This window comes from Halobaculum limi, from assembly GCF_029490015.1.
Classification (GTDB): Archaea; Halobacteriota; Halobacteria; order Halobacteriales; family Haloferacaceae; genus Halobaculum; species Halobaculum limi.
The window spans coordinates 2,328,948-2,347,079 of the sequence record NZ_CP120468.1; the positions used below are offsets into that span (position 1 = coordinate 2,328,948).

The 18,132-nt window shown below is 65.5% G+C and carries 20 protein-coding genes; 11 read left to right on the top strand and 9 right to left on the bottom strand.

Translation table 11 applies throughout. From position 1 onward, the window contains the following. Nucleotides 1–51: 51 nt before the first annotated feature. Entirely contained in the window at nucleotides 52–1,191 is a 1,140-nt protein-coding gene (locus P0D77_RS11755) for an MFS transporter (RefSeq protein WP_277555793.1), read from the bottom strand. Between the two features lie 143 nt (nucleotides 1,192–1,334). Here P0D77_RS11755 and P0D77_RS11760 point away from each other — a divergent pair, with 143 nt between their 5' ends. From P0D77_RS11760 to P0D77_RS11780, 5 genes are all read left to right on the top strand, one after another. Further along, nucleotides 1,335–1,505: an HVO_0758 family zinc finger protein gene (locus tag P0D77_RS11760; RefSeq protein ID WP_277553268.1), complete on the top strand. Its 171-nt coding sequence runs from the start codon at nucleotides 1,335–1,337 to the stop codon at nucleotides 1,503–1,505. A 166-nt stretch (nucleotides 1,506–1,671) separates the two neighbouring features. Next, the gene (locus P0D77_RS11765) at nucleotides 1,672–2,661 is read left to right on the top strand and encodes an ABC transporter ATP-binding protein (RefSeq protein WP_277553269.1); all 990 of its coding nucleotides are present in this window, start codon (nucleotides 1,672–1,674) and stop codon (nucleotides 2,659–2,661) included. Continuing rightward, nucleotides 2,658–3,527, top strand: a complete 870-nt coding sequence (locus tag P0D77_RS11770; protein WP_277553270.1) for an ABC transporter permease — start codon at nucleotides 2,658–2,660, stop codon at nucleotides 3,525–3,527. Before P0D77_RS11765 ends, P0D77_RS11770 begins: the two co-directional genes overlap by 4 nt. A 67-nt stretch (nucleotides 3,528–3,594) precedes the next feature. Next, nucleotides 3,595–3,990, top strand: coding sequence for a winged helix-turn-helix domain-containing protein (locus tag P0D77_RS11775; protein ID WP_277553271.1), 396 nt, complete (start codon nucleotides 3,595–3,597; stop codon nucleotides 3,988–3,990). Beyond that, nucleotides 3,987–4,727, top strand: coding sequence for a hypothetical protein (locus P0D77_RS11780; protein ID WP_277553272.1), 741 nt, complete (start codon nucleotides 3,987–3,989; stop codon nucleotides 4,725–4,727). The genes P0D77_RS11775 and P0D77_RS11780 overlap by 4 nt, the downstream gene beginning before the upstream one ends. 6 nt (nucleotides 4,728–4,733) lie before the next feature. Here the strand turns inward: P0D77_RS11780 and P0D77_RS11785 are convergent, their stop codons facing one another. The 5 genes from P0D77_RS11785 to P0D77_RS11805 all read right to left on the bottom strand — a co-directional run bounded on the left by P0D77_RS11785 (nucleotide 4,734) and on the right by P0D77_RS11805 (nucleotide 8,765). After that, on the bottom strand, nucleotides 4,734–5,834 hold the full coding sequence (locus P0D77_RS11785; protein WP_277553273.1) for an aldo/keto reductase: 1,101 nt from the start codon (nucleotides 5,832–5,834) through the stop codon (nucleotides 4,734–4,736). 77 nt (nucleotides 5,835–5,911) lie between these two features. Next, nucleotides 5,912–6,124, bottom strand: a complete 213-nt coding sequence (locus P0D77_RS11790) for a hypothetical protein (RefSeq protein WP_277553274.1) — start codon at nucleotides 6,122–6,124, stop codon at nucleotides 5,912–5,914. Between the two features lie 102 nt (nucleotides 6,125–6,226). After that, nucleotides 6,227–7,393, bottom strand: a complete 1,167-nt coding sequence (locus P0D77_RS11795; protein ID WP_432764804.1) for a DHH family phosphoesterase — start codon at nucleotides 7,391–7,393, stop codon at nucleotides 6,227–6,229. A gap of 43 nt (nucleotides 7,394–7,436) precedes the next feature. Beyond that, on the bottom strand, nucleotides 7,437–8,327 hold the full coding sequence (locus P0D77_RS11800; protein ID WP_277553276.1) for an SDR family oxidoreductase: 891 nt from the start codon (nucleotides 8,325–8,327) through the stop codon (nucleotides 7,437–7,439). Nucleotides 8,328–8,330: 3 nt separating this feature from the next. Then, nucleotides 8,331–8,765, bottom strand: a complete 435-nt coding sequence (locus tag P0D77_RS11805) for a DUF5791 family protein (protein ID WP_277553277.1) — start codon at nucleotides 8,763–8,765, stop codon at nucleotides 8,331–8,333. 1,204 nt (nucleotides 8,766–9,969) lie between these two features. Here P0D77_RS11805 and P0D77_RS11810 point away from each other — a divergent pair. Beyond that, complete coding sequence (locus P0D77_RS11810; protein WP_277553278.1) at nucleotides 9,970–11,058, top strand: tubulin/FtsZ family protein; 1,089 nt, start codon at nucleotides 9,970–9,972, stop codon at nucleotides 11,056–11,058. Nucleotides 11,059–11,065: 7 nt separating this feature from the next. On the opposite strand, the gene P0D77_RS11815 is transcribed toward P0D77_RS11810, so the two are convergent. Beyond that, nucleotides 11,066–11,518, bottom strand: coding sequence for an SHOCT domain-containing protein (locus P0D77_RS11815; RefSeq protein WP_277553279.1), 453 nt, complete (start codon nucleotides 11,516–11,518; stop codon nucleotides 11,066–11,068). 111 nt (nucleotides 11,519–11,629) lie between these two features. Beyond that, nucleotides 11,630–11,947: a nickel-binding protein gene (locus tag P0D77_RS11820; RefSeq protein WP_277553280.1), complete on the bottom strand. Its 318-nt coding sequence runs from the start codon at nucleotides 11,945–11,947 to the stop codon at nucleotides 11,630–11,632. A gap of 253 nt (nucleotides 11,948–12,200) precedes the next feature. Between P0D77_RS11820 and P0D77_RS11825 the strand changes: the two genes are divergently transcribed. The 5 genes from P0D77_RS11825 (at nucleotide 12,201) to P0D77_RS11845 (ending at nucleotide 16,978) form a co-directional block, all read left to right on the top strand. After that, the gene (locus P0D77_RS11825) at nucleotides 12,201–13,076 is read left to right on the top strand and encodes a COX15/CtaA family protein (RefSeq protein WP_277553281.1); all 876 of its coding nucleotides are present in this window, start codon (nucleotides 12,201–12,203) and stop codon (nucleotides 13,074–13,076) included. Between the two features lie 83 nt (nucleotides 13,077–13,159). Then, nucleotides 13,160–13,975, top strand: a complete 816-nt coding sequence (locus P0D77_RS11830) for a basic amino acid ABC transporter substrate-binding protein (protein WP_277553282.1) — start codon at nucleotides 13,160–13,162, stop codon at nucleotides 13,973–13,975. A gap of 3 nt (nucleotides 13,976–13,978) precedes the next feature. Continuing rightward, on the top strand, nucleotides 13,979–14,815 hold the full coding sequence (locus P0D77_RS11835) for an amino acid ABC transporter permease (protein WP_277553283.1): 837 nt from the start codon (nucleotides 13,979–13,981) through the stop codon (nucleotides 14,813–14,815). Beyond that, the gene (locus P0D77_RS11840; protein ID WP_277553284.1) at nucleotides 14,815–15,543 is read left to right on the top strand and encodes an amino acid ABC transporter ATP-binding protein; all 729 of its coding nucleotides are present in this window, start codon (nucleotides 14,815–14,817) and stop codon (nucleotides 15,541–15,543) included. The genes P0D77_RS11835 and P0D77_RS11840 overlap by 1 nt, the downstream gene beginning before the upstream one ends. A gap of 187 nt (nucleotides 15,544–15,730) precedes the next feature. Next, nucleotides 15,731–16,978, top strand: coding sequence for an RNA-guided endonuclease InsQ/TnpB family protein (locus P0D77_RS11845; RefSeq protein WP_277553285.1), 1,248 nt, complete (start codon nucleotides 15,731–15,733; stop codon nucleotides 16,976–16,978). 75 nt (nucleotides 16,979–17,053) lie between these two features. Here the strand turns inward: P0D77_RS11845 and P0D77_RS11850 are convergent, their stop codons facing one another. Continuing rightward, nucleotides 17,054–18,109 carry an alcohol dehydrogenase catalytic domain-containing protein gene (locus P0D77_RS11850; RefSeq protein WP_277553286.1) on the bottom strand — a complete coding sequence of 352 codons (1,056 nt, stop codon included), beginning with the start codon at nucleotides 18,107–18,109 and terminating at the stop codon, nucleotides 17,054–17,056. Nucleotides 18,110–18,132 lie beyond the last annotated feature (23 nt).

Below are 18,132 nucleotides of genomic sequence, written 5' to 3' on the forward strand. Positions count from 1 at the left end.
CCGGTCGTGGTTCGCCGGGACCACGCAGTTCGCCCGACGCTCCCGTCCACCTCACTCTGGGAGCCAGGACGCCTGCTGTGCGACGACCAGCGCAGCGAGGAGGACTGCGAGACCACCGGCGGCGACGCCGAACACGAGGTCGTAGGCGAACCCGGCTTCGCGAAGCGTCCCCACGAACGACGACCCCGTCGCCTGCACGACCATCATCGACGCGGAGTAGACGGCGTACGCCGACCCGCGCGTCGCGTCCGGCAGCGTGTCGAGGAGGTAGGTGTCCATCGCAGGGAACAGCGAGTGGATGACGTAGCCGATGACCGCCGAGACGAGGAGGAGGGGGACGAGTCCAGACACTGTCACCAACGCGAACAGGCAGACGACGAACGCCGCGAGCACCGAGAGCAGATACGGGATGTGCGGGAGTCGGTCGGCGAGTCGCCCCGAGATCATAAACGCGGGGACACCCGCACCGAAGACGACGGTGAGGGCGTTTCGCGCGACGTTCGGGGGAAGCCCCTTGTCGAGCATATACAGTTCGTAGAAGTTGAACACGCCCTGCCAGACGAAGCCGGTGATGCCGAGAATCAACACCCCGGTGAGGACGGTCCGCCACTCGGTTCGCGCCGCGCCGAGGAGGTCGCGGTCGTCGGTCCCCGCCTCGGGGAGGTCCGCACGGCGGGCAGTGACGACCAACGCGACCGTGACGAGTGCGGCGGCGACGGCGATGATAGCGAAGACGGCACGCCAGCCAGCGACTTCGCGGATGCCCAGTCCGAGCGCGATAGTCACGAACGGCGCGGCGCTGACGGCGGCCAACTGACTCGCGGTGCCGTGAATCCCCATCACCCGGCCGACCGTCTCGGGGAACAGTTCCGACACGAGCGGATTGCCCGCGATGAAGTACACGCCCGACGCGAGTCCCATCCCGACCGCAGCGATCATCAGTACGTCGATGCCAGGTGCGAGTGAGGCGAACGTCGCCGCGAGCGTGAGGACCGCCCCCGCGACGAGGACGACGTAGTGTCGGGGGACTTTGGTGAGCAACCAGCCGACCGGCAGGCGTGGGGCGGCGCTGCCGACCCACACGAGCGTAACGAGGAGTCCGGCCGTCGCCTCGCCGATGCCGAAGGTGTCGATGAACTCCGAGAGCAACGGGGCGAACACGACACGGGCCATATTGACGAGGAAAACCAGCCCACAAAGCGACCCGAACAGCCGAACGCGTGACACGGTTGTGCTTCCGGGTGGGTGGGGTCAAGCCTTCCGACTCGACGTCGGCGTGTCGGGCGTTCGCACGCAGCGCCGTGCTTTTGTGCCCCACGCGTCAACGCGAACGTGTGAAATCGACACGGAAGGGGTTGCGCGAGGGCGAGTTGGAGAAGGACAACTACGAGCGTCTCAAGTGCGTCGAGTGCGGCGAGTCGCTCTCGAAGCAGAATCCGCCGGACGAGGTGTACTCGGTGCGGACCTGTCCAGACTGCGGCCGCGAGTGGAAGGAACTTCGCTGACGACGACGACACGCCCCGCGCGCTCTACACCCAAGACACGTTCTCCCCCTCCACGTCACCGACCGAGTCCGCTTCGGTCGAATTCTTCTATATATATGTTCGTGTCACTGTCTCCGCCAGCGACCGTCGGCCGTCGATACTACCCCCCGGGTCGAACCGAAGACCGATGTCAGTCATCGCTATCGACTCTCTCCGCAAGGAGTACGGCGACACTGTCGCCATCGACGAACTCTCGCTGTCGATCGACGCGGGTGAGGTGTTCGGCTTCCTCGGCCCGAACGGCGCCGGGAAGTCGACGACGATCGACGCGCTGCTCGGGTACGTCCAGCCGACCGCCGGGACGATAACCGTTCTCGGGCACGACGTGGTAACGGAGTCACGTGCCGTACGGGAGTCCGTCGGCGTCCTCCCCGACGGATACGCACTGTACGACCGCCTGACCGCGCACGAACACGTCGCGATGGCGGCTACGTTCCGCGAATCAGACGACGACGTCGACGCGGTGTTGTCACGTGTCGGGCTAGCCGACGCCACCCACCGCCGTGCCGGCGGCTTCTCCAAGGGGATGACACAACGGCTCGCGCTCGGGATGGCGCTCGTCGGCGACCCGGAGGTGTTGGTGTTCGACGAACCGTCGTCGGGGCTCGACCCGACCGGGATCGCAGACCTCCGTCAAATCGTCGCCGAGGAAGCCGAGCGCGGCGCGACCGTGTTCTTCTCTAGCCACGACCTCGCGCAAGTCGAGGCCACGTGCGACCGTGTCGCCATCGTGAACGATGGACGTCTCGTCGCCCTCGACTCGGTGTCCGGGCTGCGCGAGCGTGCCGGCGCGCTCACGACGCTGTCAGTCGTCGCCAAGCCGCTGCCCGACCCGTCGTCGCTCCGAGGACTCGACGGCGTCCGTGACGTCACCGTCGACGGCGACCGGCTCGTGTGCCGCTGTGCAGGCGCCGAGGCGAAGGTTCGCGCGCTGCAGACCGTGTTCGACTCGGGAGTCCGTATCTACGACGTCGACACGGATTCGGCGTCGCTGGAGGACCTGTTCGCCGCGACCGTCGGCGACGGCGACACCGTCGGAACTGTCCAAGTCGAGCCGTCGGGTGCGACTCACGGTGATGGACAGGGAGCGACGACCACGACGGGGGAGGCTCGATGAACGTTCACCACGTGGCTCGTGTCGACCTCCGAACCGCCATTCGATCACGGATGGTCCGCTGGCTCACGGGCGTACTGACTGGCCTCTCCGTGCTCGGCGTCTCGCTCGTCGCGTTGCTCGGCGTCGAGGACGCGACGGCGGTCGACGCCGTCGGCCCACTGTCGCTCCCGGCGGTACTCGTCGTCCCGCTGGCTGCGATCGTCGTCGGCTACGTCGCCGTCGTCGGCGAGCGTCGTACCGGGAGCCTCAAGGTGCTACTCGGGTTCCCCGTCTCGCGAGGGGCCGTCGTCGCCGGGAAACTGGTGGCGCGGGCGGCGACCGTGGTACTGGCGGTGCTCGTCGCGTTCGCGGTCTCGGGCGTGCTCGCTGCCGTCCTGTACGGCGGCGTCCCACTCGGGCGATACGCTGCGTTCACACTCGCGACGGTCGCACTCGGCGTCGCGTTCGCCGGCTCTGCGGTCGGCGTCTCCGCCGCCGTCGCCACCCGCGGACGCGCTCTCGCGCTCGCCGTCGGTTCTTACCTCCTCCTCGTGTTGTTCTGGCAACCGGTTGTCGCTGGGATCCATTACGCCGCGACCGGCGACCTCCCCGGAACCGTCGTGCCGGCGTGGTACCTCCTGTTAGACCGGCTCTCTCCCGTCGGAGCCTACCAAGTGCTGGTCCGTGCCGCGCTCGACACGACCGCGACCGCGTCGGTGTTCGCGGTCCGACCGCCCGCTGCGAGCGCGGCGTCGCTGTCGGCGCAACTCGGCGGCGACCCCATCCCATGGTATCTCTCGAACGTGGCGGCCGCCCTGGTGTTGTGTATGTGGACAGTACTCCCCGTCGGCGTCGGCTACCTCCGCTTTCGGGGACGAGACCTCTGACCCACGGAGCCAGCCGTGTCACACGAACCCGGCGGACTGATACGTCCCGGCCGAGACGTCACGACAGATGGGTGAGGAGTCCGACACCAGCGGCGCAGTCGGAACCGGCGAGACCGACGAGTTGGCGTCGGTCGCTGCCGTCCTCGACGACCCCCACGCCAGGGCGATCCTCGTCCACACCGCCCGAGCGGCGCTGTCGGCCGACGACCTCGCCGAACGAATTGACGGCTCACGCTCGACGGTGTACCGGCGCGCCCGACGACTGGTGGAGTTGGATCTGGTGGCCGAGAGCCGCGAGATCGATCCCGACGGCAACCACTTCACCACGTACCGGGCCCGACTCGACCGCGTCACGATCGACCTCGACACCGACGGGTTCGCGATCGACGTGGACCGACGCCCAATCGAAGATGACGCCGTCGACCGCCTGAACAGACTGTTCGAACGACTCAACGGACCATGATTGACGAACTCAGCATCCCCGCCGTGGACGCGGCCGCCGTCCCGCTCGCGTTGCCCGCTCAGGCCGACACCACCGTCACCGTACAAGAGCCACTGGTCGGCGTGTTCGTCGCGGCCGTCGTCCTCTCGGTGCTGCTCGGCGCGGCGACGGCGACGCTCGCGGTGGTGCGCTACCGGCGTCGGGGAGACCCGTCGCTGCGAGCGTTCGTGGTCGGCCTCGTCCTCGTCGCGGTCGCGCCGCTCCCCTTCTGGGTGTTCGTCGTCGGAACTGTGCCGCCGCTTGCGCGCGCCGTCGCTCCGCCGCTGTTGCAGACTACGGGGCTGTTCGCGCTCTTGATTGCGATGTACGGCGGCCCACGGTCGACAGAACGCCGTTGGTGGGAGTCGGTCACCGTGCGCGACGCCGTCATCGTTGCATTCGCACTGGCTGCTGGCGTCCTCACCGTCGCGCTCGCCGCACGATACGAGTCCAGTGTGGTCGCGTTGGTGGCGGCCGGAGTCGTCGTCTCGCTCTCTACTACAGTCGCGGGGCAGGCCGCCCGGGCCGCCTATCGCTACCGGTCGCGATCGATGGCGACGCTGTCGCTTGGGATCCTCCTCCTCGCGACACTCCCGACGCCGGTCGGCGCGACGCTGCTCGTCGTCGGGTCGTTCGACGGCGCGTTCGTTGTCGGCATCATCAGCGGCGCCATCCTGCTCGGCGAGGCAGCGATGTTCGCGACGCTCGCGTTCAGGTGACCGTCACTACTCGAAGACGGCGTCGAACGCCGACGCACCCAACGGATCGAACGTACCGGCGGCGATGTTCTCGCGGACGTGCGCCCGTTGGCGACACCCGACGAGGGCGGCAGTCACCGCCGGGGCCGACCGTGCGAAGTTGAGCGCACGCTGTGCCGGTGTGTCGCCTTCCACGCGTGCCTCGACGTCCGACGGAATCGCACCCTCTCGTGCCAGTTCTCCCTGCCCGATACTCGCCGACGCGAAGACGGACAACCCCTCTCGGTGGCAGAACTCTAATGCCGTGACCGGTCCGTCCTCGCCGTCGGCGTCGTGCGCGGGAACGGTGAACGCGTCGGCCATCCGGACGTTGAACGGGAGTTGGACCGCTCGAAGCCCGTGGTCGTCGACGCCGACCGTGTCGGCCGCCGCCTCCGCACGCGCGAGTGTCTCCGCGAGGTCGAGGTGGGCGTCGTGGTCCGCAGGCACTCTGAACGCTTCCCACGTCGCGACGCCGTACGCGCCGATGTCGCCCGTCGCGCGGCGTCGCTCCAGCGTCTCGAACGCTGCCTCCACTTGGTCGTACACCGCGTCGCGGTCGCGGACCGCCAACTGCATCTCGGGGTTGTGGACGAAGTAGCAGTCGACGGTGTCGACGTCGAGAGCGTCCAAAGAGCGGTCGAGCATCGCATCGAGGAAGTCGGGTGCGATGCAGTGGCTCCCGCGGGCCAAGTCCGCTGGGTCGACGAGGCCGGTGTCGAGGAATCGCTCGCGGACGTACCCGCTCGGGTCGGCCGGTCGGTCGCCGTCGAACGGCAGAAAGCCCGCCTTACTCGCGACCACGACCGACTCACGAGCAGTCGCTGCCTCTCGAAGTGCCTCGCCGACGACTCGCTCCGAGCGCCCACACCGGTAGTTACTCGCGGTGTCGACGAGGTTCACGCCCGATTCGAGTGCGGTCGTGAGTGCCGTGCGATAGCCCTCGTCGTCCGCGTCGGTCGGATCACCGAGGTAGGTGCCGAGGCCGACGCTGGAGACGACGCCCGGTCCGAAGCGTCGGAAGTAGGTGCGACCGAAGCGGTCGCCGAAGCGGTCGCGATACCCCCACGTGCCGCTCGAAGTCGCCATAGCGGGTGGTGTAGCCGGGCGGAAAAAGCGCTACCGCTCGCCGTTCGGTGGTGTCGCTCGCAGGGACTCAAGCACGATCAATCGCTTTCGTTCGGGTTGGACGCGTAGTACAGCGCACCCAGCGTGAGCCCCATCGCGACTGCCGGAACGACCACGCGGTCGCCGAACAGCGTGCCAACGAGCAAGTACGACGCTGCCGAGACGGTGCCGACGAGAGAAGCGTAGCCGAGACGCGAACGGTTCCGCACCCAGTCGTCGAGCCGTCGGTACTGTCGTGGTATCGGGTTCATCTATCGTGTTTTGAGTCGGTCGGTGCTGAGAGCAGACGCCACTCGACGTGAGCCACGTGGCACCGGTGCGATCTTTGGGCCACGTCGAATCGGAGCGGCACTCTACCGTTCGCCGTCCATCGAGTCGAACAGGCGGTCGATGAGTTCCGCGCGGCCCACGATTGGAACTTCCTCGCTCCCGTCGGCAGTTATCTGTGGACCGATCTGCCCGCCACCCATCCGGGCGTGCCCACCTGCGGAGGCGTCTTGCACGTCACTCACGGCCGCGCTGAGTGCCCGTCCCATGTGGACCCGGTCGTCTCGCGACCGGCCCGAGAGGTGAATCGTGCCGTCGCGTTCTCCGACGACAACGACGGCCGTGACGCCCTCCAGACCGACGAGTTCGTCGGCCGCCTGCGGGATGGCGTCGACGTTGGAGACGCGGCCCACGTCGCTGACGGCGAACGAACCACGCACGTCGCGGCCGGCGATAGCGCGTGCCTTCACGTCTAACGCCTCTGTGCTGACCGCGGGGTCGGCGATGCGTTCGAGTTTGTCCTCGTCGACGCCCGGTTGGAGGTACGCCGCCGCCGAGAAGTCGGCCGCCGACGCGCCGCGCGTCATCCGGTTGGTGTCGGAGATGATGCCGTACATCAGCCCCGTCGCCGTTCGCGTCGAGAGGCTCGCGCCCGTCACTTCCGTCTCGTGGGCCTCGGGTGGGACCGGCGTCGCACCGGTGTCGCGGAAGTACTCTGCGAGGATGCTCGCTGACGCGCCGTAGTCGGTTCGCACGTCGGTGTACGCCTCGCCGTCGCCCTCTCCGGGGTGGTGATCGACGACGGCGAACGGGAGGACGCCGTCTGCGCCCGCGAAGCCGCGAGCGACGTTGTGGTCGACGAGAACGACCGCCTCGGCCGCCAGGTCGGAGACGTGTTCGATGCGGTCGAGTTCGACGTCGAGCACCGTCCGAAACGCTCGATTCTCCTGTCTTCGAACCTGTCCTGGATACTGGATGACCGCTTCCGTGTCGACGCTTCTCGCGAGTTCGGCGACCGCGAGGCCCGAAGCCATCGCGTCAGCGTCGGGATTCGGGTGCAGGAGGATCGAGATGGACTCTTGGGCGGCCAGCAGCGACCGGAATCGCTCGCCGGGCGTCCGGCGGAGTCGCCGATACAGCGCGAGCGCGGCGACGAGTGCGAGCGCCCCGCCCGCCACCGCGACCACTATCCGCGGGTTCGACGACATAACGTCCCAGCCCTCTTGGAACGCCTGCGGGCCCACCTGTGCCATTACGACGGGGTATTCGCGCCCCCCATATGAAGGTACTACTCCCTTACTCTACCCGAAAGCCCTCGATAGCCGCGCAGTACCCCTCCCGATAGGTAGGGAACCGGAACTCGTAGCCGAGTTCTCGGAGGCGTTCGTTCGAGCATCGCTTGCTCGTCTCGATCCGGCGCTTCGCGGGTGTCGAGAGGTCACCTGCAGCGATTCGTTCCGCCTTCGTGCGCTTCTCCGGCCGGTCGACGCCGCACTCGTCGGCCAACCAATCGGCGAACGTCCACTTGTCGACGGGTTCGTCGTCGACCGCCAGTACGACATCGTCGTGTGCGAGGTCGGCTTCGAGGAGGAACCGAACGACGCCGGCGGCGTCGTCCCGGTGAATCATATTCAGATATCCCTCCGTCACCGGTCCTTCGATGTAGCGATGCAGTCGGTAGCGGTTCGGCCCGTACAGTCCCGCATAGCGGACGACTGTGCCGTCGATACCGTACTCGCTTGCCTCCTCGTGGGCGACTCGCTCGGCTTCCGCGAGGACGCGCGTCTTCTCCGTCTGTGGGTCCAGCGGCGTCGACTCATCGACCCAATCGCCCTCGTGGTCGCCGTAGACGCCGGTGCTGGAAGTATATACGAGGCGGTCGGGTCGTTCGGTACGGTCACCGTACTCGCGGATGACGTTGCGTAACCCCTCGACGTACACCGCACGCGCGGCGTCGGCCCCGCGACCGCCGGAACTGGCTGCGAACACGACCGCGTCGGTGTCGGGGAGCACAGTGAGCGAGTCTGGATCAGTCGCGTCGGCAGCGACCGCTCGTGCACCCGTCATCTTGACCGCATCGAGTCCCTCCTGTGAACGTCTGACGCCGACCACGTCGTGGCCGTCTTCGCGAAGTTGTCGCGCGAGTTCGAGGCCGATGTAGCCACAGCCGACGATAGTGACGTGCATCGGTCAGGGACTCCGGTCGACGATGAGCGCCTGCATCTCCGCGAGGTCGCCCAGCGTGAGGCGGGTGCGTCCCTCCAGCATCCGCTGGACCTCCTGTCCGGTGAGGTCGGCATCGATTTCGGCCGCGATGGTGTCGACGTCAAGGATAGCCGTCACCATCCCCATCATAAGGTGGTCGCGCACCTCGGCGTCGATGTCGTCGGCTGAGATTCCCTCCTCGGCTTCGAGTATCGCCGCCGCGTCCGTCAGTCGAACTGTCGAGAGTGCGTCGAGGTCGCGGTCGGCGATGGCGGCGACCGTCGACTCGTCGACTCCGGTCTCCGCGGCAACTGTCGAGGTGTCTGCGCCGTCGACGGCCGCGGCCAACTCGTCGGCGTAGGCCGCGAGGAGGTCCGCCGCCGTCGCGCCGTCGGGGTCCGCGAGGGCGTCGTAGAGCATACCCGTACTCCCCGTCGCGCGGGCAAAACCGTTGTCACTCTCAGTCCCTATCTGCCTCGTTCTCCACATCTCCATTCGCCTCGTACACCCCCGTCTGTGGGCTCAAAACCTCGAATCAGTCCTGACTGAGGCTCGGAGGTGACTGTACAGGTGACCAGATTGTCCGCTTAATCGCGGGTGTGTGGCCGGTACTCGTTCCTCAACATCACCACCGGAACTCGGCGTTTGTGTCTCCAGATCAGCTATCGACAAATATCGCCTCAGACCTCCGCGAACGTTGTCTCCAGACCACCTCTGTAGTGAGAGGTCACCGTCCGCGACGTCGACGAATTGGCACTTTCTCGTACACCCCTTCGAGAGTGGCTGTGACCCCGAGAATATGCAATTTCCCGGTGTTCCCAGACTGTCTCCGTACATAGCCAATTTCAGGCGGGAACCTGCTAGAGCAGGCCGCTATCCCCCGAACCCACGGGAGTATGCTCAAACGGGCGGGATTCACCTACCAGCCGATCGGAGCTAAATACCGCGTACATACCTGAAATCGGGTAGTACAGCCGATCTGTGGCCTTCGTTCGAACCGCAGTCGAAGACTTCAGGCAGCTCTAATGGGCGTGCAATAGGCCGTGAACTGCTGGCGATTCTCGGTTAAACAGTTCTACTGTACCACCTGTCTCAATCACGTATAACCGGACTTCAGCGGCAGATGTACACGCGATACTCTTGGGTTTCTATGCCGAAAGTCTCGTTCGCAGGAGTCTGGAATCCGCTCCGTGGCCTGTACGAATCACGGGGATTCTGAGAGTTGGGTGAGCCGGTGAGCGCCTTGCAAGATTGGTTCTGCTCCTCACAGGTGAGGGGCAATCTCCCGAATAAATGATATTTGAACCTCAGTATCAGTGGTTACACTGTGATGCTTCATTCGACTCGCCACAGGCGAAGGCGGCCCACATCGCACGCCTTCAAAATTAGGTCGAACCGATTCGAAACTCATCGCGAAGCCGCTGTCTCGCGGGATCATAATCTGTAAGATGCCCGTGTGTACGGTGGATCGAGGCGAATACCTCGACACGGACGGATGCAACCTCAACGTTCATCATATTCAGCCTCTGCGGAAGTTCCTCCTAGAGCGTTATGTGACCGGACATCTCAACGAACCTTCGACCGTGGGAAGATTGAAGCGGTGGGGTGCGCGAATACACTTCGTATGAAGACGGTCCTCATCGGCGTCGGCCAAGCCGGCGGCAAGGTCACCTCCTCGCTGGTCGAGTTCGACCGGGATATGGGGTTCGGCGCGGTACAGGGAGCGCTCGCGGTTAACAGTGCGACGGCCGACCTGCAGCCACTACCGATCGACACAGTTCTGATCGGACAGGACCGCGTTAGCGGGCACGGCGTCGGCGGCGACAACGAACTCGGTGCAGAGGTGATGCAAGCAGACGCCAGCGAGGTGATGTCCGCGCTCGACGGTCGAATCACGGCCAGGGCGGAGGCCATCGTCGTCGTCGCGGGACTCGGCGGCGGTACGGGGTCGGGCGGTGCGCCGGTACTCGCGCGCGAACTCAAGCGCGTGTACAACATCCCCGTGTACGCAGTCGGCATCCTCCCGGGGCGCGGCGAGGGTGCGATGTACCAAGTGAACGCCGGGCGTTCGCTGAAGACGCTGGTCCGAGAAGCCGACTCGACCATCCTCATTGACAACGACGCCTGGCACTCCTCTGGGGAGAGTCTGGAGGAAGGGTTCGACAGCATCAACGACTCCATCGCGAGGCGTCTCGGCCTCCTGTTCGCATCCGGTGAGAACGTCGAGGGCGTCGGCGAGTCGGTCGTCGACACCAGCGAAGTGATCAACACGCTCCGGTCGGGCGGCATCGCGGCGCTCGGCTACGCGAGCGCGGAGGCCGACGACGACCCCGACACCAACATCAACGTCGTGACGAGCGTGACGCGCAACGCCCTGCTCACGGGGACGAGCCTCCCGAACGCGACGACCGCCGACTCTGCGTTGCTCGTCGTCGCGGGCAAGCCCGACCGCATCTCGCGGAAGGGCGTCGAGCGAGCGCGCAAGTGGGTCGAAGAGGAGACCGGATCGATGGAGGTGCGCGGCGGCGACTTCCCGCTGGAGTCCGGGCGACTGGCCGCGCTGGTGTTGCTGGGTGGCGTCGAGCGCTCCGCTCGCTTGGAGGAGTTTATGCAGCGCGCGAAGGAGGCCCGCGAGGAGGCGAAACGGCAGGCAGAAGAGCGCGAAGATGCCGACAAACTGTTCCAGAACGACGACCTCGACAGTCTGATCTGAGCGCCGTTCAGGCGTCTGTCCGTGTTCGTTCGAGCCGTTTGTGTGACGCCTGATCACTCGTCGCCTGCTCCGAGGCCGAGCGACCGTCGTCGGTTGTCTCGAGGACGGCGTCGAGTCGCTCGTCGAACTCCTCGCGGTCGATGCCACCCGACGCGTATCGCTGCTGCAACGTCGTCACCGGGTCGGTTGCGTCGCGTTGCTTTGACCGCGAGCCTGAATCCGGTGCCAGTAACGACGCCGCGGCGAACGCAGGCGCGAACAGGGCGACGAGCGAGAACGCGAGGACGATCGTGTTGTACACCAGCCCGCTTTTGACGCCGGATACCACCGCCCACGACCCGTAGAGAGCGAGCGGCGCGGCGAGCGCAGCGACCGCAGCGGCCCGTCGTCGCCAACGCGGGGTATCTGGCGTGATCCGTGCGAGAGTGGGGTGCACGTCCGTGTCTGGTGGAGGGCTCACGTCGACGTGTGCGACTAGTGTCAACTTAATTTTAATCGCTTGCGCTCGTCGGTCGTCACGTCGGAGAAATTCGATGGTCGACCCCCGGTGAAAGTCGCGAATCGTGTTCGTTCAGGCCGCTTTCATCGCGACGCCGGACTCGGGAGCGATCCCGTCGAGCGGCGTCCCGGTGACGAACACCGAACTCAGCGGCAGTTTCGCACGCTCGCTGTGGTCGCGCACGTCCGCCTCCGACGGCGCGTCATACCGGCACATCGTCGCCCGCGCGAGGCCGTCCTCGCCATCGAACACTTGGGAACCGATGTAGGCGATTCCGATTCCCTCACCGCGCATCTCCTCGACGGCCGCTCGTGAGCGGTCGACAGCCTCGTCGAGTTCCGCACGGGTCACTCCCGTGTCGAACTCCCGTAGGACGTGATAATTTGTCATTACTGTGCTCTAGTGACGGACACGTGTGTCCGCCCTATAGGAATGTACGGTACGGAGCGACCATACCGTTTCTACCCGATTATCGGTCGTTACAACCCGATGCTCGCGGTCACTGCCTTCGAGACTAATCCATCCAGTTTACCGTACCGCGCGCTGCCCATAGCTCACTTCGCGCACCGTCTGCAACGCGGTCTGGCTCGCTCTGCTCGCTCAACCGCGCTATCTAAGTGGTTCTACCCCTGATCGTCGGGTAATGTCACGCGGACCCGACTGGCTGAGTTTCCGTCGGTACGCGGCGTTCACGACCGGGATGGCACTGACACTCATCTCGCTCGGCATCTACACCGCCGCGACCGGTGCGGGACTGGCGTGTGCCCAACAGTGGCCGCTGTGTGACGGCGGCGTCCTCCCGCAATCGATTCCCTCGTTCATCGAGTGGTTCCACCGTCTCTGGGCGATGATCACCGGGTTCTTCATCCTCGGTGCAGCGGTGTGGGCGTGGCTCGACCGCGACCAGATTTCGAGCCGAACTCGCCGAGCGGTGACGCTGGCGACGGTGCTCACGCCGATGCAGGCCGTCTTCGGAGCCATCACCGTCACGCTCAACGGCGCGTTGCCCGGCGGTTACTCCGCCCCAGTGCACGCTGCGCACTTCCTCACGGGCTTCTCCATCTTTGCGCTGCTGTCGTACGCGACGCTGATCACCTACGAAGGTCGGTTCTCGCGTGATGCGCTTGGCCGGAGTCGCATCGCGGTCGGGACGGCGCTGGTCGCCCTCATAGTCGCGTGGGTGTTCTCGCGCATCGACCCCGTCTCCTCGTACAGCCCGCCCGAACAGGCGGTGTTCTACGCCGTGTCGCTGACGGCGTTCGGGGCGTTGCTGGCGGCGACCAGGTGGCTCGGTGAACTCGACGAGTTGGTGCCGCGAGCGGCGACCGCGAGCGCGGGCGTCCTCCTGTTCGTCGGGATGGTGCTCGGTCGCGACATCGTCGTCTACTCGACGGGCGTCGAGTTCGTCAACTGGCTGGTCGTGGCGCTCGCGGTGGCGACCACCGCCGGCGCGGCGTGGCTGTTGCGCGGCGTCGAACCCGAAGTCGAACAGCCCGTGTACGGGTCGACCGACGACTGATCGCGTATTCTCCACTTTCGTTCGTTACTCTACTGTCCTTATCGAAGGGTCCAAATAGCCGGGCGGGTGTAGGTACCCGTGCTATGGATAGACGTAACTACATCAAGTCCGTCGGCGCGGCGGGTGCCGGACTGGCACTCACCGGATGCCTCGGCGGCGGCGGTGGCGGCAGCGAGACGATCACCATCGGGTCGGACATCCCGTACCGACCGTTCGAGTACGAGACGACCGACGGCGAACTGACCGGGTTCGACGTCGACATCGCGGAGGCGGTGTTCTCGGAGCAACTCGGCTACGACCACGAGTTCGTCCAGACGTCGTTCGACACGATCATCCCGTCGCTGAACAACGGGAACTTCCGCGTCATCATGTCGGCGATGACGATCAACGACGAGCGTGCGGAGGAAGTCGACTTCTCCGATCCGTACTTCACGGCCTACCAGACCATCGTGGTGCGTGAAGACTCGGACATCTCCACGAAGGAAGACCTCGCAGGGACTCGCGCGGGCGTCCAGAAGGGGACGACCGGCGCGGCCGCCGCGCAGGAACTGAAAGAGGAACTCGGTGGCGATCTGGAGATCAACGAGTACGACCAGATTCCCGACGCGTTCAGCGCCCTGCTGAACAACCAGGTCGACTCCGTCATCAACGACAACACCGTCAGCGCGGAGTTCGTCAACGGCGAGGGCGACGGACAGGTCCGCTTCGTCGAGGGCGAGGGCGCGGCCAGCGAGGCCGGTCAGGAAGCGCCGCCGTACCTCACGCTCACCGTCGAAAACTACGGGATCGCGTTCCGCCAGGATGACGACGAACTCCGTGAAGAGGTCAACGGCGCGCTCGCGACGATTAAGGAGAACGGGACGTACGACGACATCTACAGCGACTACTTCGCCGGGTAAGCGATGGCAGCAGACACCGGGCGCGCGGCCGAGCGGGACCGCGGCTTCTTCGAACAGCTGAACGACCAGACGTTCCGGCGACTCGGCGTCGTCGGGACGGCGGTGTTCGCGCTCGGCGTCGCAGCCTTCATCGGCTACATCCTGTTCGTCCAGGTCGACTACGCGTTGTTGGTCAACATCGTCTACCCGCAGTTCACGCTCGCGTTCTTGCGCGTCATCGGCATCGTCGTGGTGTCGAGCGTGCTGTCGGTGATCGCGGGCGTGCTCGTCGGTCTCGCACGCGTCTCTCGAACGCGAGTAACCCGTTCGATCGCGAAGAGCTACATCGAGTTCTTCCGCGGGACGCCGCTGTTGTTCCAGTTGTTCGTCATCTACCTCGGTATCCCACAACTGTGGCCGCCGGGGCAGTTCCCCATCCAGGGGTTCAACTACTACGCGGCGGTCATCGGACTGACGCTAAACCACGCGGCGTACGTGGGCGAGGCACTCCGGGGCGGCATCGAGTCGATCCCGGACGGACAGATGGAGGCCGCTCGCTCGCTGGGGATGAGCTACATCCAGTCGATGCGTGAGGTCATCCTCCCGCAGGCGTGGCGCAACTCGCTGGCCGCCATCGGTAACGACCAGGTCATCCTCGTGAAGGACACCTCGCTGTTGACCGTGCTGGCGATTCCGGAACTGCTCAGCGCGTTCCGCCAGATCAACTCTGCGACGTTCGACGCGTGGACGCCCATCGTCCTCGTGGCTATCGCGTACCTGATGATCACCGTTCCGCTGGGGAAGGTGATCCGGACGCTGGAAGAGCGCGCAGACCCGGCGACCCACGGAGGTGACGACTGATGGCACTGCTCGAATTCGAGAAGGTGAACAAGTACTTCGGCGAGACGCACGTGCTGAAGGACATCGACCTGGAGATCGACGAACAGGAGGTGGCCGTCGTCATCGGCCCCTCCGGATCTGGGAAGTCGACGCTCCTGCGGTGTACCAATCGCCTCGAAGAGATCCAGTCCGGTGAGATCCGACTGGACGGCGTGCCGCTCACCGACCCCGGCGCCGACATCAACCGCCTCCGCCAGCGCATCGGGATGGTGTTCCAGTCGTTCAACCTCTTCCCGCACAAGACCGCGCTGGAGAACGTCGCGCTCGCGCCGATCAAGGTGAAAGGCGTGAAACGCGAGGAGGCAGAAGCTGAGGCCCGCGACCTGTTGGAGCGAGTCGGCCTCGGCGCACAGACCGAGTCGTATCCGAGTCAGCTCTCCGGTGGGCAACAGCAACGGGTCGCAATCGCCCGCGCACTCGCGATGGACCCCGAAGTGATGCTGTTCGACGAGGTGACGAGCGCACTCGACCCCGAACTCGTCGGGGAAGTGCTCGAAGTGATGCGTGATCTGGCCGACGAGGGGATGACGATGATGGTCGTCACCCACGAGATGGGCTTCGCCCGCGAGGTTGCGGATACGATCACGCTGATGGCCGACGGCGAAATCGTCGAGCGGACGCCGCCCGCACAGTTCTTCGAGCAACCGACGACCGAGCGCGGACAGCGCTTCCTCTCGAAGTTGCTGTAGCGGGGTCGCCGTCCGCGCCCCTCGGTTTCAACGTAATTCAAGGTGGAGCCTCCGGCCTCAAGGAGCGACCGAGCGTAGCGAAGGGAACGAGTAGGCCGGAGAGGAAACCGACATAGGACGACACAACCGGCACACTTCGACCAACCGACTCCCAGACGTATAGGTACCGTCGGGTACTCTCTGAAGTATGGACGTGCGTCGAACCGCCGTCGTGAAACTCGCCGTTTCTGACGAGCAACGCGACGCACTCCACCGAACCGCCGAGCAATACCTGTACTGCGCGAACCGAACCGCCGAATACTGTTGGTCTGACACCTCCTTCACCGAGTGCAAGACCAACAAGCGGCAGGTCCGAGACGCGCTCTACGCCGAACTCCGTGAGGAGACAGACCTACAGGCACAACTCGTTCAAGCCGCCATCAAACGCGCCGTCGAAGCCGTCAAAGGCGTTATCGAACGGTGGAAAAAAGGACAGCGCGTCTCTTGTCCCAAGTTCACCGCCGAAACGATGGACTACGACACGCGGAGCGCAACTTTCTACCGCAACAAGGTGTCGCTGGCAACTGTCGAGGGCCGGGTCGAACCCTCGTTTGTTCTCCCGGCAGACAGCCCGACGCCCTATGAGCGGTACGTTCTCTCCGAGGACTACGAGTTCCGTGAGAGTACGCTTCGGTACGACGGGGCGACCGACGAGTTCTACCTCAACATCTCGACTCGGCGGATAGACGGCGACGACGAGGTTCCGGCAGATACCGGGCACCCCGACCAAACGGTCCTCGGTATTGACCTCGGCGTCAACAGTCTCGCCGTCTCATCGACCGGCACATTCTGGCAAGGAGACGACTACGACCACTGGTGCCGTGAGTTCGAGAAGCAGCGTGGTGACATGCAACAGCGCGGCACCCAAGCTGCTCACAACGCCCTGCTTCGACTCGGCAAGCGCGAACAAGCGTGGCGGAAACAGTACATCCACACCGTCGCCAACGAGGTTGTCACGGAAGCCGTTGAACACGACTGCGACGTTATCGTGTTTGAGGACTTAACTGACATTCGTGAGCGGCTTCCGCAGGCGAAGTGGCACCACGTCTGGGCGTTTCGACGTCTGTTTGAGTACGTCTCCTACAAAGCGCCCGAACAAGGTGTGTCCGTGGAGCAGGTCGTGTCGAACCACACGTCCCAACGCTGTTCTCGGACGGACTGTGGGTTCACGCACGAGGGCAACCGCCACGGAGAACACTTCTGTTGCCAGAAGTGCGGGTACGAAGTGAACGCGGACTACAACGCTGCGAAGAATATCGGGTTCCGGTACGCTCGAAAGAGGACGCACAAACTCCGTTCCTCGCCTAAGTCGGGGAGCGGAGACGCAGAAGTAGACCTGCGTGTGAATGGTGGGACGTTGAACGGCGACGGGTACCGACGTATTGTCGGTGCGTGATTGCCGGGAGTCCGCATCAAAGCCCCACCCTCAAGGACCGAGGCGCGTATGCGCCGAGGGAGTAGGGTGGGTAGTTTACAACGTCAGTACCTCGACGCCGTCCGTCTCGTAGTTCGTCATCGCAGCGAGTCGCTCGGGCACCTCGTCGAGCCCTACTTCGCGGCCGACGAGTACGCCTGGGTCCAGATTCCCTGCCTTCAACAATCCCAGCAACTCGTCGTAGCGCGTCGGCGGCATCCCGCGCGACCCGAGGAAGTCCACCTCCCAGCGCGTCATCGCGTCGGTCGGCAGCGACACCTCCCCTTTCTCTGCGTCGGTCGTCAGGCCGACCTGGACGTGCGTGCCACGCTCTCGGAGGCAGGCTACCGAGTTGCGACACGTCTCCGCGCGGCCGAGGGCGTCGAGCGAGACGTGTGCGCCGCGACCAGTGATCGACTCGATGGCGTCCGGCACCGACTCCTCCCGGCCGTTCACCGTCTCGTCTGCGCCCGCGGCGCTCGCGCGGTCGAGGGCGTCGTCTGCGACGTCGACGGCGACGACGCGAGCGCCAAGCGCGTCTGCGACCTGCACGGCAGAGAGGCCGACGCCGCCACAGCCGTGGACGGCGACCCACTCGCCAGCGCCGACGACGGCGCGGTGTTCCAGCGCGTGATACGCCGTCATAAACCGACAGCCAAGGGCGGCCACGTCGCGGGCGGCGACCCCCTCGGGCAACCGCATCGCGTTGTAGTCGGCGTGCGGGAGGTGCACCTGCTCTGCGAACGCGCCGGGGGCGGCCCGTTCGAAGCCGAGCGCCCGCCCGTCGAGACAGGTGTTTCCGTGACCGTTCGTACACTCGGGGCAGACACCACAGCCGAGGTTGAACGGGACGGCCACGCGGTCGCCGACGGCGACGCTGTCTACGCGGTCGCCGACTTCGACGACGGTGCCGGCGGGTTCGTGCCCGAGGACAAAGTCTGTGGGCACTTGGTCGTCGGCCCACTCGCCGTGGCCCTGCCAGGCGTGCCAGTCGGAGCGGCAGATGCCGCACGCCTCCACGTCGACGACGACGCCGTGCGGCTCACACTCTGGTTCGGGCACGTCGGTCACATCGAGAGGCTCGCCGTACGCTCGGAGGACGGCCGCTTGCATACTCCAGCGTGGGACCGAGTGGT